Source organism: Ramlibacter sp. G4-7 (assembly GCF_057784995.1).
In genome coordinates, this window is record NZ_JBYNTT010000006.1 from 125,227 (window position 1) to 139,463 (window position 14,237).

Annotated in this window: 17 protein-coding genes; 9 read left to right on the top strand and 8 right to left on the bottom strand. The window is 69.9% G+C overall.

The annotated features are described in order from the left end of the window. Positions 1-22 precede the first annotated feature (22 nt). Genes AC3EGR_RS10310 through AC3EGR_RS10335 form a run of 6 tightly spaced genes read left to right on the top strand, consistent with a single transcriptional unit; the run spans position 23 to position 3,278 of the window. Positions 23-589, top strand: coding sequence for an RNA polymerase sigma factor (locus AC3EGR_RS10310; RefSeq protein WP_488546382.1), 567 nt, complete (start codon positions 23-25; stop codon positions 587-589). After that, complete coding sequence (locus AC3EGR_RS10315; protein WP_488546383.1) at positions 586-993, top strand: DUF3619 family protein; 408 nt, start codon at positions 586-588, stop codon at positions 991-993. Before AC3EGR_RS10310 ends, AC3EGR_RS10315 begins: the two co-directional genes overlap by 4 nt. A gap of 17 nt (positions 994-1,010) precedes the next feature. Then, positions 1,011-1,769 (top strand): DUF3106 domain-containing protein, encoded by a 759-nt coding sequence (locus AC3EGR_RS10320; protein ID WP_488546384.1) that lies wholly within the window; start codon positions 1,011-1,013, stop codon positions 1,767-1,769. Next, the gene (locus AC3EGR_RS10325; protein ID WP_488546385.1) at positions 1,766-2,275 is read left to right on the top strand and encodes an RDD family protein; all 510 of its coding nucleotides are present in this window, start codon (positions 1,766-1,768) and stop codon (positions 2,273-2,275) included. Before AC3EGR_RS10320 ends, AC3EGR_RS10325 begins: the two co-directional genes overlap by 4 nt. Positions 2,276-2,286: 11 nt before the next feature. Next, on the top strand, positions 2,287-2,694 hold the full coding sequence (locus AC3EGR_RS10330) for a diacylglycerol kinase (protein WP_488546386.1): 408 nt from the start codon (positions 2,287-2,289) through the stop codon (positions 2,692-2,694). Continuing rightward, complete coding sequence (locus AC3EGR_RS10335) at positions 2,691-3,278, top strand: LOG family protein (RefSeq protein WP_488546387.1); 588 nt, start codon at positions 2,691-2,693, stop codon at positions 3,276-3,278. The genes AC3EGR_RS10330 and AC3EGR_RS10335 overlap by 4 nt, the downstream gene beginning before the upstream one ends. Before the next feature lie 4 nt (positions 3,279-3,282). Here AC3EGR_RS10335 and AC3EGR_RS10340 read toward each other — a convergent pair whose 3' ends face one another. Further along, positions 3,283-3,621 carry a P-II family nitrogen regulator gene (locus AC3EGR_RS10340; protein WP_488546388.1) on the bottom strand — a complete coding sequence of 113 codons (339 nt, stop codon included), beginning with the start codon at positions 3,619-3,621 and terminating at the stop codon, positions 3,283-3,285. Between the two features lie 38 nt (positions 3,622-3,659). Then, on the bottom strand, positions 3,660-5,324 hold the full coding sequence (locus AC3EGR_RS10345) for an NAD+ synthase (protein WP_488546389.1): 1,665 nt from the start codon (positions 5,322-5,324) through the stop codon (positions 3,660-3,662). Positions 5,325-5,330: 6 nt separating this feature from the next. On the opposite strand from AC3EGR_RS10345, the gene AC3EGR_RS10350 reads away from it, so the two are divergent. Then, positions 5,331-6,479, top strand: a complete 1,149-nt coding sequence (locus AC3EGR_RS10350) for a GNAT family N-acetyltransferase (RefSeq protein WP_488546390.1) — start codon at positions 5,331-5,333, stop codon at positions 6,477-6,479. Positions 6,480-6,483: 4 nt separating this feature from the next. Here AC3EGR_RS10350 and AC3EGR_RS10355 read toward each other — a convergent pair whose 3' ends face one another. The 6 genes from AC3EGR_RS10355 to rfbC are packed head-to-tail and all read right to left on the bottom strand — an operon-like array spanning position 6,484 to position 12,147. Then, positions 6,484-7,833: a Rieske 2Fe-2S domain-containing protein gene (locus AC3EGR_RS10355; protein WP_488546391.1), complete on the bottom strand. Its 1,350-nt coding sequence runs from the start codon at positions 7,831-7,833 to the stop codon at positions 6,484-6,486. Positions 7,834-7,843: 10 nt separating this feature from the next. Continuing rightward, positions 7,844-8,674, bottom strand: a complete 831-nt coding sequence (locus AC3EGR_RS10360) for a pyridoxamine 5'-phosphate oxidase family protein (RefSeq protein WP_488546392.1) — start codon at positions 8,672-8,674, stop codon at positions 7,844-7,846. Further along, positions 8,671-9,642, bottom strand: a complete 972-nt coding sequence (locus AC3EGR_RS10365) for a tripartite tricarboxylate transporter substrate-binding protein (RefSeq protein ID WP_488546393.1) — start codon at positions 9,640-9,642, stop codon at positions 8,671-8,673. Before AC3EGR_RS10365 ends, AC3EGR_RS10360 begins: the two co-directional genes overlap by 4 nt. Beyond that, positions 9,639-10,610 (bottom strand): Bug family tripartite tricarboxylate transporter substrate binding protein, encoded by a 972-nt coding sequence (locus tag AC3EGR_RS10370; protein WP_488546394.1) that lies wholly within the window; start codon positions 10,608-10,610, stop codon positions 9,639-9,641. The genes AC3EGR_RS10365 and AC3EGR_RS10370 overlap by 4 nt, the downstream gene beginning before the upstream one ends. After that, positions 10,610-11,578 carry a Bug family tripartite tricarboxylate transporter substrate binding protein gene (locus AC3EGR_RS10375; protein WP_488546395.1) on the bottom strand — a complete coding sequence of 323 codons (969 nt, stop codon included), beginning with the start codon at positions 11,576-11,578 and terminating at the stop codon, positions 10,610-10,612. Before AC3EGR_RS10375 ends, AC3EGR_RS10370 begins: the two co-directional genes overlap by 1 nt. Beyond that, complete coding sequence (rfbC, locus tag AC3EGR_RS10380; RefSeq protein ID WP_488546396.1) at positions 11,575-12,147, bottom strand: dTDP-4-dehydrorhamnose 3,5-epimerase; 573 nt, start codon at positions 12,145-12,147, stop codon at positions 11,575-11,577. Before rfbC ends, AC3EGR_RS10375 begins: the two co-directional genes overlap by 4 nt. A 98-nt stretch (positions 12,148-12,245) precedes the next feature. Between rfbC and AC3EGR_RS10385 the strand changes: the two genes are divergently transcribed. Further along, a complete protein-coding gene (locus AC3EGR_RS10385) occupies positions 12,246-13,226 on the top strand; it encodes a DODA-type extradiol aromatic ring-opening family dioxygenase (protein WP_488546397.1) in 981 nt (326 codons plus the stop codon). A 1-nt stretch (position 13,227) separates the two neighbouring features. Beyond that, positions 13,228-14,211: a PDR/VanB family oxidoreductase gene (locus AC3EGR_RS10390; RefSeq protein ID WP_488546398.1), complete on the top strand. Its 984-nt coding sequence runs from the start codon at positions 13,228-13,230 to the stop codon at positions 14,209-14,211. The last annotated feature ends 26 nt before the right edge of the window (positions 14,212-14,237 follow it).

The window sequence follows — 14,237 nt, forward strand, 5'->3', positions numbered from 1 at the left end:
AGACCAACGCCCACGGGATTCATTGGCTACCGAACGCGAACTCTCGGATTTCCTGCAGAGCGTGGAGAAGCGCGCATTCAAGCGCAGCGTCTACCACGTGCGCGACGAGGAAGCCGCCCTGGACATCGTGCAGGACAGCATGATGAAGCTGGCGGAACACTATGGCGACAAGCCCGCCAACGAGCTGCCCATGCTGTTCCAGCGCATCCTGTCCAACTGCACCCTGGACTGGTTCCGGCGGCAGAAGACCCGCAATGCCCTGTTCTCGAACCTGAGCGACTTCGAGTCGGCCTCGGAGGACGGCGATTTCGACCTGCTGGAAACTTATTCCTCGCCGGAGCATTCCCAGCAGGTGGAGAGCGCGGAAGACGCCACTCGGCGGGCACAGATCCTGCGGGAGATCGAAGGTGAGATCATGGAGCTGCCCGCCCGTCAACGCGAAGCGTTTCTGATGCGTTACTGGGAGGACATGGACGTGGCCGAGACGGCAGCGGCCATGGGCTGCTCGGAAGGGAGCGTCAAGACGCACTGTTCCCGGGCGGTCGCCGCCCTCAGCAAGGCACTGAAGGCAAAGGGAATACAACTATGACGACTACCGACTTCGACCTGGCCGACCCGTTCGGCCGTGCGGTCGCCCGCCGCCTGTCGGCAGGCGCGGACGACCTGGGCTACGAAGCGCGTGAAAGGCTGCGGGCTGCCCGCGTGCGCGCGCTGGCCGCCCGCAAGCTGGAGGAAGTTGCGCCTGTCACCATCGGACGTGGCGGTGCCGCCACGCTCGGGCTTGGCGAGCGCACCTGGTTCAACCGCGTGGCTTCCGTGCTGCCGTTGCTGGTGCTGGCTGCCGGCCTGGTGATGATCCACACCTCCCAGACCGACCGCCGGGCCAGCGAACTGGCCGAGGTCGATGCTGCCCTGCTCACGGACGACCTGCCCCCCGCGGCCTACGCCGACCCGGGCTTCGTCCAGTTCCTCAAGACGGGCGGCGGCAACTGACGCGAAGCCGCCCGCCCATGACGCCGCCCTTGCGCACGCTCGTCCTTGGCCTGCTGGCCGCGGCGGGCGCGGCATGGGCGCAGGCCCCGGCGCCCCAACCCACCGCCACGGCGTCCACGCCGGTCAGCCAGGCCGGCAAGCCTTCCGTCTCCAGCAAGGAGCCCATCCGTCCGGCGGCCGTGCGCGTCGCGCCGCCGGCCAAGGCCGAAGCGAAGCCCGTGTGGACCGAGCTCACGCCGCTTCAGCAACAGGCGCTCGCGCCGCTGGCCGTGACCTGGCGCACGCTGGGCGAGGCGCACAAGCGCAAGTGGCTGGCCTTGTCCGAGAACTTCCACTCCATGCCGGCGCCGGAACAGGCGCGCCTGCACAGCCGCATGACCGAGTGGGCCGCGCTGTCGCCGCAGCAGCGCACCACCGCCCGCCTGAACTTCGCCGAGGCGCAGAAGGTCGCTCCCGACGACAAGCGCGCCAAGTGGGAGGCCTACCAGGCGCTGTCGCCGGAGGAGAAGAAGAAGCTCCAGCAGCGCGCCGCCGCCTCCAAGCCGCCACCCACGGCCATCGCCGTGCAGCCGGTCGCCAACGACAAGCTGGCCCGGATCCCGCCCCGGCCGAAGAAGGGCGATGTCGCGGCGCAGGCGCCGGTGCCTGCCGGGCCCGTGGCCGTGCCGGCGCCCGCCGCCCCTGTGCCGCCGCCGCCGCCGGCGCCCGCCCCGGCCCCGGCCCCGGCCGAAAACAACGTCCTGCTGCCGACGCCGGCCTCGCCCACCGCGCCTTGACCGCCCGCGATCTGCTCCTGGCGCCCAGCCTCGCGCGGCGCCTCGCCTGCCTGTTCTACGAAGCCTTCCTGGCCTTCGCGATCGCGCTGGCCGCCGCCTTCGTCTTTTCCGTGCTCACCCAGATGCGCCACGCCCTGCACGGTCGCCAGGCGCTGGGCGTCTTCGTGGTGCTGGTCCTGGGCGTGTACTTCACGTGGTGCTGGTCGCGCGGCCGCACGCTGCCCATGCAGACCTGGCGCATCCGCATCGTGGGTCCGCAAGGCGGAGCGCCGACGCTGGCGCGGGCGTGGTTGCGCTACGTGCTGTGCGCCGCCTGGGTCCTGCCGCCGCTGGCCTTCTTCGCGCACCAGCGCGTCACCGACTGGAAGCCCGTGACCGGCGTCCTGGTGGGCTGGGTGGTGGTTTGGGCCTTGCTCAGCCGCCTGCACCCGCAGCGCCAGTTCTGGCACGACGCCTGGGCGGGCACCCGGCTGGTGGACGTGGCAAAGCCTCCCTCCGCCTCGTAGACAATCCGGGCATGTCCCTGTCCCCCGAGTCGCTGCGCGAGCCGGTCAACCCGCAGAAGCTGCGCACCGGCATCGACCGGCTGTGGCACGCGACCGGCTATTCGCTGGCCGGGCTGCGCGCCGGCTGGAGCGAGGCCGCCTTCCGGCTGGAAGCCTGCCTGGCCTTCGTGCTGGTGCCGCTGGCTTTCTGGGTCGGCCGCAGCTGGGTCGAGGTCGCGCTGCTCGCCGGCTCGGTGCTGCTGCTGATGATCGTGGAACTGCTCAACACCGCCGTCGAGGCGGCGATCGACCGCATCGGTCCGGAGTGGCATGCGCTGTCCAAGCGCGCCAAGGACATGGGCAGTGCCGCCGTCCTCCTGACCACCCTTCTTGCCGGCGGCATCTGGGCCGCGGGCCTCTGGAACTTCTTCTTCCCATGACTCCGCGCTTTTCCATCTGCGTCTACTGCGGCTCCCGGCCGGGCGGCGATCCTTCCTTCACGCGCGTGGCCAGCGACGTCGGCCACTGGATAGGCGCGCACGGCGGCCAGCTGGTCTACGGCGGCGGCAACAACGGCCTCATGGGCGTGCTTGCGACGGCGGCCCTGGAAGCCGGCGCCCGCGTGGTCGGCGTGATCCCGCATTCCATGGTCGAACGCGAATGGGCCAAGCGCGATTGCACGGAGCTGCATGTCGTGGACAACATGCACCAGCGCAAGTCCATGATGGCGGAACGCGCGGACGCCTTCCTGGCGCTGCCGGGCGGCATCGGCACCTTCGAGGAGCTGTTCGAGGTGTGGAGCTGGCGGATGCTGGACTTCCACCGCAAGCCCGTGGGGCTGCTCGATACCGGCGGCTACTACCAGTCGCTGCTGCAGTTCCTGCGGCAAAGCGTGGGCCACGGCTTCATGAACGAGCGGCAGATGGAGCTGCTCACGGTGGACGACGATGCGGCGCGGCTGCTGCCGCGGCTGGTCCAGGGCGCGGGCTTCGACCCGCGGCCCGTGGACGTGTCGCAGATCTAGGAACCTAGATCGCGCTCTCGTCGATCTCGCCCGTGCGGATGCGCACGACGCGTTCCACCGTGGTGACGAAGATCTTGCCGTCGCCGATCTTGCCGGTGCGCGCGGCCTTGATGATGGCGTCGACGCAGCGCTCCACTTCGTCGTCCTTCACCACCACCTCCACCTTCACCTTGGGCAGGAAGTCCACCACGTACTCGGCGCCGCGATAGAGCTCCGTGTGGCCCTTCTGCCGGCCGAAGCCCTTCACCTCGGTGACCGTCAGTCCCGTCACGCCGCACTCGGCCAGCCCCTCCCGGACTTCCTCGAGCTTGAACGGTTTGACGATGGCGGTGATCTGCTTCATGGACTCTCCGGGGATTTCGTTCTGGGAAGGGATCGCGTCTAGGCGCGGAACTTGTCCGTAATAGGATAGCGCCAATCCTTGCCGAAGCCCCGGTGGGAGACGCGCACGCCGACGGGCGACTGCCGCCGCTTGTACTCGTTGATCCGCACCAGGCGTGCCACGCGTTCGACCGTCGCCCGGTCGTAGCCCTCGGCCACGATGTCCTCGATGCCCACGTCGTTCTCCATGTAGCGCGAGAGGATCCCGTCCAGGATCTCGTAGGGCGGCAGGCTGTCCTGGTCCACCTGGTCGGGGCGCAGTTCGGCGCTGGGCGGCCGCGTGATGATGCGCTCCGGGATGGGGTTCTGGCCCGTGCCGTAGGGATCGTTGGCGTTGCGCCAGGCGGCGAGCTTGAACACCATCGTCTTGAGCACGTCCTTGATCACCGCGAAGCCGCCGGCCATGTCGCCATAGAGCGTGCAGTACCCCGTGGCCATCTCGCTCTTGTTGCCCGTGGTCAGCACGATGCTGCCGAACTTGTTCGACAGGGCCATCAGCAGCACGCCGCGGATGCGCGCCTGGATGTTCTCCTCGGTGGTGTCCTCGGGCAGCCCGGCGAACTCCTGGGCGAGCGCCTGCCGGAAGGACTCGAACATCGGCTTGATCGAGATCTCGTCGTAGCGCACGTTCATGCGCCTGGCCATTTCCGCCGCATCGATCCAGGAAATGCTGGCCGTGTAGGGAGACGGCATCATCACCGCGCGCACCTTGTCGGCACCGAGCGCGTCGACGGCGATCGCCAGCACCAGGGCCGAATCGATGCCGCCCGACAGCCCCAGCAGCACGCCGGGAAAGCCGTTCTTGCCGATGTAGTCGCGCACGCCCATCACCAGGGCGTGCCACAGCTCCGCCTCGCCCTCGGGAACCGCGGCCTTCTCGCCGGTGAGCACGACGCCCTCGTCGCCCTGCTCCGCCTGCACGTAGAACAGGTTCTCCTCGAAGGCCGGCGCGAGCGCCGCCAGGCTGCCGTCGGCGTTCACCGCGAAGGACGCGCCGTCGAAGATCACCTCGTCCTGGCCGCCCACCAGGTGCGCGTACACGAGCGGCAGGCCGATGTCCTGCGCGCGGTCGGCCATGCGCGCCACGCGCTCGCCGCTCTTGCCCGCATGGAAGGGCGAGGCATTCGGCACCACCAGCATCTGCGCGCCCGAGGCGCGGGCCAGCTGCGCCGGCTCGGCGAACCAGGCGTCCTCGCAAATCAGCAGGCCGACGCTGATGCCTTCCACCTGGAACACGCTGGTGCCCTGGCCGCGGGTGAAATAGCGGTACTCGTCGAAGACCTGGTAGTTCGGCAGCTCGCGCTTGGCATAGGTCTCCAGCACCTTGCCTTCGCACAGCACGCTGGCCGCGTTGTAGCGCTGCTGCACCTGCACGGACTTGCCGCGGATGGCGCTGCCGTGCGGATGGCCGACCACCACGTGCAGGCCCTTCAACCCCGCCAGCTCGCGGGCCACCGTTTTCACGGCATCATCGCAGGCAGCGATGAACGCCGGCCGCAGCAGCAGGTCCTCCGCGGGATAGCCGCAGATCGAGAGTTCGGGGGTGAGCACCAGGCGCGCGCCCTGCTCGTAAGCGGTGCGCGCGGCGGCGATGATCTTTTGCGCATTGCCCCCCATGTCGCCGACGGTGACGTTGAGCTGCGCGGTACAGATAGTGAGTGCCATTTAGACGTGCCAGACCTCTCGAACGATTATGTCACCCGGGTCCTCGCCACGCCGTCGGACGTGGACGCAAGCACCTGGGACGCGCTGCTGGCGCTGGCCGGCGGCTCGCCGTTCATGCGCCACGCCTACCTCGCGGCCATGCACGACAGCGGCAGCGCCGTGCGCGACACGGGCTGGACACCGCAGTTCGTGACGCTGTGGCGCGACGGCGAACTCGAAGCCGCCTGCCCCCTGTACCTGAAGAGCCACTCCTACGGCGAGTACGTGTTCGACTGGGCCTGGGCCAATGCCTACGAGCAGCACGGCATCCGCTATTACCCCAAGGCGCTCACGGCGGTGCCCTTCACGCCGGTGCCGGGGCCGCGCCTGCTGGCGCGCGATGCGACCGCGCGCGCAGCGCTGGTGCGCTCCGTGCTGGCCTGGTGCAAGCAGAAGAAGGCCTCTTCCTGGCACCTGCTGTTCGGCAGCGACGAGGACGTGGCTGCCTGTGAAGCCGCGGGAATGATGCTGCGCCACACGGTGCAGTTCCACTGGATGAACGCCTCGTACCCCGACTTCGAGGCCTTCCTCGCCAGCCTGCAGCAGGAAAAGCGCAAGAAGATCCGGCAGGAGCGGCGCAAGGTGGCCGAGGCCGGCGTGACCTTCCGCCAGGCGCGCGGCGCGGGGATCACCCGGGAGGATTGGGACTTCTTCTACCGCTGCTACGAACGCACCTATCTCGAACACGGCAACGCGCCCTACCTCACGCGCGACTTATTCCGGCGCATGGCGGCGGGCATGCCGGAGAACTGGCTGCTGTTCATTGCAGAGAAAAAAGGCAAGCGCATCGCCAGCAGCCTCATCGGCCTGGAGGACGGCGTCGCCTACGGCCGCTACTGGGGCGCGCTGGAACGCGTGGACTGCCTGCACTTCGAGGCCTGCTACTACCAGCCGCTGCAGTGGTGCATCGAACAGGGCTTCAGCCGCTTCGAAGGCGGCGCGCAGGGCGAGCACAAGATGGCCCGCGCGCTGATGCCGGTGAAGACGACCAGCGCGCACTGGCTGGCGCATCCGGCGTTCGCGGATGCGGTGGAGAAGTTCCTGCAGCGGGAGGGGCGCGGGATCGAGAACTATCTCGAGCACCTGGACGAACGCTCGCCCTTCCGCCGCCCCTGACGGGCTACTTCGCCGGCGCCACCTCGCGCGCCGGCTTCGCCCGTTCCCTGCTCACGCGCTCGGCCGCCTGCAGGCTGCGGGCATAGGCCTGCTGCCATTCGACGGACTGGTCCATCTCGAAGTAGCCGCTGCGCGCTTCCCGCATCACTTCGGGCTGCCGCGCGCCCGGCGCCGGCTCGCCCGCGGCAAAGGCCCGGGCGGCCTGCAGCGCGCGGCGGCGCGTGCGGGCGATCATCACGTCGCCGGGGCCCAGGTGTTCCCGGGAATGGTCCGTGATCGGCCCCATGCTCTCGGTCACGGCCTGGTCCTGCAGGCCGATGTGGTCGATGCCCGAATAGATGCGGTTGGTGCGCTGCGCCTCGCGGTCGATCTGCCAGTCGTTCGCCTCCTCGGCCACCACGCGGTAGCGGCCCAGCCAGGTCGTCGCGGTCGGGTGGAAGTCCGGCTGCGGCCGTGCGCCCGGCAGCGGCTGGCCGTTCTTCAGCGGCTCCATGGTGCTGCGCGGCCCGCCGGTGGCGGTGCGACGGCGCCAGAAGATCGCCATGGTGTGCGTGTCGTCCAGCGGCACCCAGGCGCGTGCCTGGATGTTCACCGGGAACTCGCCCTGCGGCGTCTGCGTCCAGAAGGGGAACATGTAGTTGGCGAAGCGCCAGTAGGTGGTCCCCGGCTTCACCGTGCGGTAGGCGCCGTAGGTCGTGCCCCAGGCGGAATCGCGCACGTGGTATTCGGGCGCGCGGTCCCCGGCGGTGTGTTCCAGCGGATGCCCCTCGGGCACTTCGTCCGGGTCCAGGTGGCCGACGTGCAGGAAGCCGAAGTGCGAGGTGTCGATGTCGCCTTCCAGCGCCTGCATCCAGTTGCAGCTGCGCATCATGAACTGGATGTCCACGTCCTTCTCGTCCAGCAGCGTGGCTTCGAACATGGGCAGCGGCGGCGGGTCGTCCTGGCGCGGTCCCATGTAGACCCAGATGACGCCGCCGCGGTCCACGGCCTTGTACGCCGTCGCCTGCACCTTGTCCTTGAAGCACTGGTGCGGCGCCACGCTGGGCATGTCCACGCAGCGCCCGTTCACGTCGAACTTCCAGCCGTGGTAGATGCAACGCAGGCCGTCCTGCTCGTTGCGTCCCAGCACCAGCGAGGCATTGCGGTGCGGGCACATGTGGTCCATGACGCCGACGCGGCCGCTGGAGTCGCGGAAGGCGACCAGCTTTTCGCCGAGCAGCAGCAGGCGCATGGGCGTGCCGTCCACCTGCAGTTCGCTCGAACGCGCAGCGGGGATCCAGTACTGCCGCATGAAGTTGCCCATCACGGTGCCGGGGCCGGTGCGGGTGAGGTCGTGGCTGTCTTGGGGGGTCATCGTTGCTCCATCAGGTTGCGGTGGGTGCCGCGCCCTCGCGCAGCATGCGGATCGGATCGACCTGGCCCTGGGGGCCCAGGCCGGCATAACCTTCGACGCGATCGAGGTCCACCACCACGGCGGTCCCCAGCATCGCGAAGTCATGGGCGCGCTCGGCGGCCGGCGCGCGCTGGAAGATGCGCTGGCGTTCCGACTGCACTTCGGTGACGCGGGCACGCCCCTGGAACTGGTAGGTGGCCTTGGCCTCCTCGTCGCGGTACATCAGCGCCACCTTGGGGTTGGCGCCGATCGCCTGGATGAAACCGCCGGTGCCGTTGCGGATCCACAGGGCGAGCTGGTCGTCGCTGAAGACCTGCACCGAGCCGCGGAAGCTGAGGATCGGCTGGCCGTCCGGGCCCATGTGCGCCAGCAGCATGGGATGGCGCTCCACGAGCGCGTTGTCGATGCGCCGCTGGATGGCTCCAGGCAAGCGGATCGCCTGCGCCTCGACCGGCGGGGCCGGCAGGCGCTGCTCCTGCACCTGCGCGATCGCGTCGCCTTGCAGCGTCAGCGTGACCACCAGGCCGCGGTCGCGCGTTCCCGCGCGGCGCGTGCCCGTGAGGCGCAGCTGTGTCCCGACGCTTTCCGCCGGCTGCCAGTCCAGGCGGCGGGCCAGCTCGCCATTGCCGCCCGCCACCAGTTCGGCGGCCACCGCCTCGGCCCCCGCCACCTCCTTGCCCAGGACCATGTAGCGCGCCTGCGGCGACAGCAATGCGAGCAACTGGCGCCGGCCCTCGTCACCGCCCGCGAGCCGCGCCCGCAGGAAGCCTTGCGCGGCCTGGAGTGCGATCCCGGCGCTCACAGCGTCTCCGGCACGTAGCCGCTCGCCCGGGTCAGCACCTCGTAGCGCTTGCGCTCGGCCGCCAGCCAGGCGGCGAGCTGCGTGCCGTTGAGGGGCTGCGGTGTCATGCCCTGGCCCGCCAGCTTCTCCTGCACGTCCTGGCGCGCGAACATCGGCTGCAGGGCCGCATGCACGCGCTCCACCATCTCGCGCGGCAGCTTCGCGGGCCCGTAGAGCGCGGCGGAGTTCTCGATCACCACGTCGTAGCCCTGTTCCTTGAAGGTGGGTACCTCGGGCGCGAGGGGCGAGCGCTTCTCGCCGGACACGGCGACCAGCTTGATCTTGCCGGCCTTGTGCTGAACGGCCACCGGGCTGGTGCCGGTGATCAGCATCGGCAGGCGCCCGGACGCGAGGTCGATCACGCCCACACCGCTGTCCTTGTAGTGCACCGGCTTCAGTGGCAGGCCGGTCGCCTGCGCCAGCGCGATGCCGACGAAATGCGAGGACGAGCCCGCACCCGGTGCGGCGCCGTAGACGGCATCGGCGCCCTGGCCCCTGGCCCAGGCCATGGTGGACTTGACGTCGCCGGTGTGGGTCATGGGACCCGTCGCCATGCCCAGGTCGAACAGGCTCACGCCGGCGATGGGCGTGAAGTCCGCGACCGGGTCGTAGTCCAGCCTGGTGTAGATGTGCGGGTAGATCGCCAGCAGGCTGCTGGTGGAGAACATCAGCGTGCGGCCGTCCGGGGCAGCGCGCTTGAGCTCGTTGAGCGCGAGACGCCCGCCTGCCCCCAGCTTGCTGACCACGACCACGGGACGTGCGAGCGCGTCCTTCAGGTGCTCGGCGATCAGGCGGGCGGTGAAGTCCATCGACGACGCGGCGCCGACCAGGATGGTGACCGGCGTGTTGTCCTGGGCCCGCAGGGTGGGGGCGGCGAGGACCGCGGCGCCCGCGGCCATCGATTGCACGAGGGTGCGGCGGCGGATCATGCGTCCTCCTTCTGGTAGCCGACGGCCTTGACGAGTTGCTCGAAGTGCTTGCGCTCCTCGACCAGCGAGGCGGCGAACTGCTGCGGCGTGGCCGGCCACGAGGTCATGCTGATCGCGGCCAGCTTCTCGCGGAACGCTGCCGAGGCGTGCAGCGGCGCCACCGCCTCGTGCACCCGCCGCACGAAATCGGCCGGCAGGTGCGCCGGCCCGAAGAGGCCCGTGGTCGTCACCGTGCTCAGGTTGAGCCCGGCTTCCTTCAGCGTGGGCACCTCCGGCGTGCGCGGGGAGCGCTGCTCGCCGGACACGGCCAGCAGGCGCAGGCGGCCCGACTTGTGCATCTCGACGAAGCTGTTGGCGCCCGTGATCATCACCGGCAGCCGGCCTTCCGCGACGTCGAGGACGCCGTTGCCGCTTTCCTTGTAGGGCACCTGCTCGGTCTTCAGTCCGGTGGCCAGGCCGATGGACAGGCCGACGAAGTGCGAGAGCGAACCGTTGCCAGGCGAGCCGAACACGAGCTCGCCGCCCTTGCGCGCTTTCGCCCACTCGACCAGCTGCTTCAGGTCGGTGGCCCCGGTGGCCGGGCCCGTGGCGATGCCCACGTCGAAGCTGGACACGCCCGTGATCGGCGTGAAGTCCGCGGTCGGGTCGTAGTCGAGCTTGCGGTAGATGTTGGGATAGATCGCGAACGGCCCGTTGGTGCTGAAAAGAAGCGTTCGGCCATCGGGCGCGGCGCGGCGCACCTCGCCCAGCGCGATGCGCTGGCCGGCGCCGAACTTCTGCAGGATCACCGTGGTGCGGCCCAGGACTTCCTTCAGCCGATCGGCGACCAGCCGCGCCGCGGCGTCGACGGAAGCGCCCGCGCCGACCACGATGGTGATGGCGGACTTGTCCTCCTGGGCCCGCAGCGCCGGCAGGGCCAGGGCGGCGGCCGACGCCGCACCGCAGCGCAGGACGGTGCGACGCCGCATCACGCGTCCTCCCGCTGGTAGCCGCTCGCCTTGACCAGGTGCTCGAAGCGCTTGCGCTCCTCCACCAGCAGGGCGCTGACCTCGGCGCCACTGGCGGGCCAGGGCGTCATCGCCAGCTGGGCGAGCTTTTCCTTCATCTGCGCGTTGGACAGCATCGGCACGATCGCGTCGTGCAGGCGGCGGGTCACGTCGGGCGGCAGCTTCGCCGGGCCGAACACGGCCGTGTAGGTGCTGCTGACGACATCGACGCCGGCTTCCTTGAGCGTGGGGACCTCGGGCACCAGCGGCGAGCGCACGTCGCCCGAGACGGCCAGCAGCTTGATCTTGCCGGCCTTGTGCATCTCGATCATCGGTTGCAGGCCGGTGATCAGCATGGGCAGGCGCCCGGCGGCCAGGTCGACGATGCCCACGCCGCTGTCCTTGTAGGGGACGTGCGTCATCGGCACCTTGGTCGCGAGGCTGGTGGAGATCCCCACGAAGTGCGAGAGCGAGCCGTTGCCCGGGGCGGAGGCGAACACCGCGTCCTTCTTCGCGCGCTGCCATTCCATCAGCTGCTTCAGGTCGGTCGCCCCGGTCATGGGACCGGTGGCGATCGCCACGTCGAAGTAGGAGATGCCGGCGATCGGCGTGAAGTCCGCGGCCGGGTCGTAGTCCAGCTTGTTGTAGATGTAGGGATAGACCGAGAACGGGCCGCTGGTGGCGAAGACCACCGTGCGGCCGTCGGGCGCGGCGCGCTTGCATTCGCCCAGGGCGACGCGCTGGCCCGCGCCCAGCTTGCTCAGGACGATGGCGGGGCGGCCGAGCGACGTGCGCAGCTGGTCGGCGATCAGGCGGGCCGTGGCGTCCATGGACGAGGCTGCGCCCACCAGCACGGTGATGGTGCTGTCCTGGGCGAGGACGGCGGGGCCCGCGAGGGCGGCGGCTGCGCCGCCTGCAAGGCCGCGCAGGACGGTGCGTCGGTTGGTCATGGGAGTGTCTCCAGAGGGTGGAAGGGGGAGTCCAGGGCCGCCAGCGCCGGCCATTGCCGGTCGCTCGGGAAGACCCAGGCCGGCCGGTCGCCGCAGGGCCAGGCGATGCCCAGCTCCGGGTCGTTCCACAGCAGGCCGCCCGCGTGGTCGCGGTTGTTGTAGTCGGTCAGTCGAAAGGCGATCTCGGTGTCCGGCTCCAGCGTGCAGAAGCCGTGCGCGAAGCCGGGCGGGACATGCAGCTGGCGCCAGTCGCCGGCGGCGAGTTCCACGGCGGCATGCCGGCCGTAGCTCGGGGAACCGCGGCGGATGTCGACGCACACGTCCCAGATGCGACCGCGGGCGACGCGCACGACCTTGGTCTGCGCGTGCGGCGGCTTCTGGAAGTGCAGCCCGCGCACGGTGTGCCGCAGGGCATAGCGGGACGCATGCTCCTGCACGAAGTGCGGCGGCGCGCCCGCGCTCGCGAACGCGCGCGCGTCGTGGTAGTAGCTGTAGCGGCCATGCGCGTCGCTGCTGACGTCCGGTTCCAGGACGAACAGGTCGGCGATGGCCAGCGGCGTGGTCTCCATGCGGGTCTTCTTTGACAACCGGCGTTGATCCAAATCAAAATATAATTTCATTTTTCAAACGGCACAACCCGATCGCCCCCCAGCAGGCAAAAGACCACATGGCCCAGATCGTCCTCGGCGTCGGCACCTCCCACACCCCCATGCTCAACGCCCCGGTGGGCGACTGGGGCAAGTTCATCGAGCGCGACCGCATCCGGCCGCACCTCACCCGCCAGGGCCGGCCGGTGAGCTACGAGGAGCTGGAGAAGCTCGCGCCACCGCAGGTGCGTGCGGAAATCACGCCCCAGGCGTTTGCCGACAAGCACCAGCGCGCGCTCGCCGAGGTGGAGCGCCTCGCCGCCGTGGTGCGCAATGCGCGCCTGGACACGCTCATCGTCGTCGGCGACGACCAGAAGGAGCTCTACGACGACGACAACATGCCGTCCGTGCTCATCTATCGCGGCGACACCATCCGCAACGTCCCGCTGAAGAGCCACCCCGGCCCCGACTGGGCGCGCAATGCGTCCGCGAAGTATTTCGAGCGGGACGTGCCGCGGGATTACCCGGTGGACGCGAAGCTCGCCGGACACCTGATCGCGCAGCTGATGGAGGACTTCGACCTGTCCTGCGCCAGCACCCTGGCCGACGGCTACGGCGAGGGCCACGCGTTCGGCTTCGTGCACAACCGCCTGCTCGCCGGCATGACGGTGCCCGTGCTGCCGGTGTTCCTCAACACCTATTTCCCGCCCAACCAGCCGACGCCGGCCCGTTGCTACAAGCTGGGCCAGGCGATCCGCAGCGCGGTGCAGAACTATCCCGGCGACCTGCGGGTGGGCGTGCTGGCCTCCGGCGGCCTGAGCCACTTCACGGTGGACCCGGACCTCGACGGCCGCGTGGTGCGGGCGCTGCGCGAGAAGGACGCCCAGGCGCTGGTCGCGCTGCCGCGCGAGCAGCTGAACTCGGGAAGCTCCGAGATCCGCAACTGGATCTGCATGGCGGGCGCGGTGGAGCACCTCGCGCTGCGGCACATCGAATACATCCCGGCCTACCGCACGCCGGCCGGCACCGGCACCGGCCTGTGCTTCGCGGACTGGAGCTGAGATGGACGCCTGCAGTCCCGAGACCCTCGCGCCGCCCGCCGTGTCCAACGAAACGATCTCCGCCCGGCTCACCGCCATCCGCTATGCCGCCGAAGGCATCCACCTCTACGAGTTCGCTCCCATGGCCGGCCGCGCCCTGCCCCCGTTCACGGCCGGTGCGCACCTCGACCTGCACCTGCCCAACGCCCTGGTGCGGCAGTACTCCCTGTGCAACCCGCAGCACGAGACGCACCGCTACGTCGTCGGCATCAAGCGCGATCCCGCCAGCCGCGGCGGCTCCAGCTACGTGCACGACCAGCTGAAAGTGGGCATGGTCCTGGAGCTCGGCGCGCCGCGCAACCACTTCGCGCTGCACGAACAGGCCCGCCACAGCGTGCTGGTGGCGGGTGGCATAGGCGTGACGCCGATCGCCTGCATGGCGCAGCGCCTGCGCACGCTGGGCGCTTCGTTCGAGGTGCACTACAGCGTGCGCCGGCGGGAGGAAGCCGCCTTCCTCGACGTGCTGGCCGGCCCCGGGCTGCACCTGCACGTCGACGCGGAGCACGGCAACGCGCCGCTGCCCCTGCGCGAGATCCTGGCCGGTGCGCCAGGCGATGCCCACCTCTATTGCTGCGGACCGGGCCCCATGCTCGATGCCTTCGAGGCTGCCTGCGCCACCCGCCCCGCCAGCCACGTGCATCTCGAGCGCTTCTCGGCGGCCGCGCCGGTGGCCGCCGAAGGCGGCTTCACCGTGCAGCTGGCGCGCACGAGACGCAGCGTGTTCGTGCCGAAGGGCTGCACCATCCTGGACACGCTGCGCCAGCAAGGCGTGTCCGTGCAGGCGTCGTGCGAGCAGGGCGTCTGCGGCAGCAGCGAGACCCGCGTCCTCGGGGGCACGCCGGACCACCGCGATTCGCTGCTGTCCGACGAGGAGAAGCGCGGCAACCAGGTCATGATGGTGTGCTGCTCCGGCAGCAAGGACGCCGTCCTGGTCCTGGACCTCTAGCCATGGACCGCGACGGCGCGCCGCTA

Bases quoted from the DNA above. Each gene is read 5' to 3' on its own strand.
- rfbC (WP_488546396.1), bottom strand. From the start codon at position 12,147: ATGGAGACCACGCCGCTGGCCATCGCCGACCTGTTCGTCCTGGAACCG.
- AC3EGR_RS10370 (WP_488546394.1), bottom strand. From the start codon at position 10,610: ATGCGGCGTCGCACCGTCCTGCGCTGCGGTGCGGCGTCGGCCGCCGCC.
- AC3EGR_RS10315 (WP_488546383.1), top strand. From the start codon at position 586: ATGACGACTACCGACTTCGACCTGGCCGACCCGTTCGGCCGTGCGGTC.
- AC3EGR_RS10345 (WP_488546389.1), bottom strand. From the start codon at position 5,324: ATGGCACTCACTATCTGTACCGCGCAGCTCAACGTCACCGTCGGCGAC.
- AC3EGR_RS10365 (WP_488546393.1), bottom strand. From the start codon at position 9,642: ATGATCCGCCGCCGCACCCTCGTGCAATCGATGGCCGCGGGCGCCGCG.
- AC3EGR_RS10330 (WP_488546386.1), top strand. From the start codon at position 2,287: ATGTCCCTGTCCCCCGAGTCGCTGCGCGAGCCGGTCAACCCGCAGAAG.
- AC3EGR_RS10385 (WP_488546397.1), top strand. From the start codon at position 12,246: ATGGCCCAGATCGTCCTCGGCGTCGGCACCTCCCACACCCCCATGCTC.
- AC3EGR_RS10390 (WP_488546398.1), top strand. From the start codon at position 13,228: ATGGACGCCTGCAGTCCCGAGACCCTCGCGCCGCCCGCCGTGTCCAAC.
- AC3EGR_RS10320 (WP_488546384.1), top strand. From the start codon at position 1,011: ATGACGCCGCCCTTGCGCACGCTCGTCCTTGGCCTGCTGGCCGCGGCG.
- AC3EGR_RS10335 (WP_488546387.1), top strand. From the start codon at position 2,691: ATGACTCCGCGCTTTTCCATCTGCGTCTACTGCGGCTCCCGGCCGGGC.
- AC3EGR_RS10375 (WP_488546395.1), bottom strand. From the start codon at position 11,578: ATGACCAACCGACGCACCGTCCTGCGCGGCCTTGCAGGCGGCGCAGCC.
- AC3EGR_RS10340 (WP_488546388.1), bottom strand. From the start codon at position 3,621: ATGAAGCAGATCACCGCCATCGTCAAACCGTTCAAGCTCGAGGAAGTC.
- AC3EGR_RS10355 (WP_488546391.1), bottom strand. From the start codon at position 7,833: ATGACCCCCCAAGACAGCCACGACCTCACCCGCACCGGCCCCGGCACC.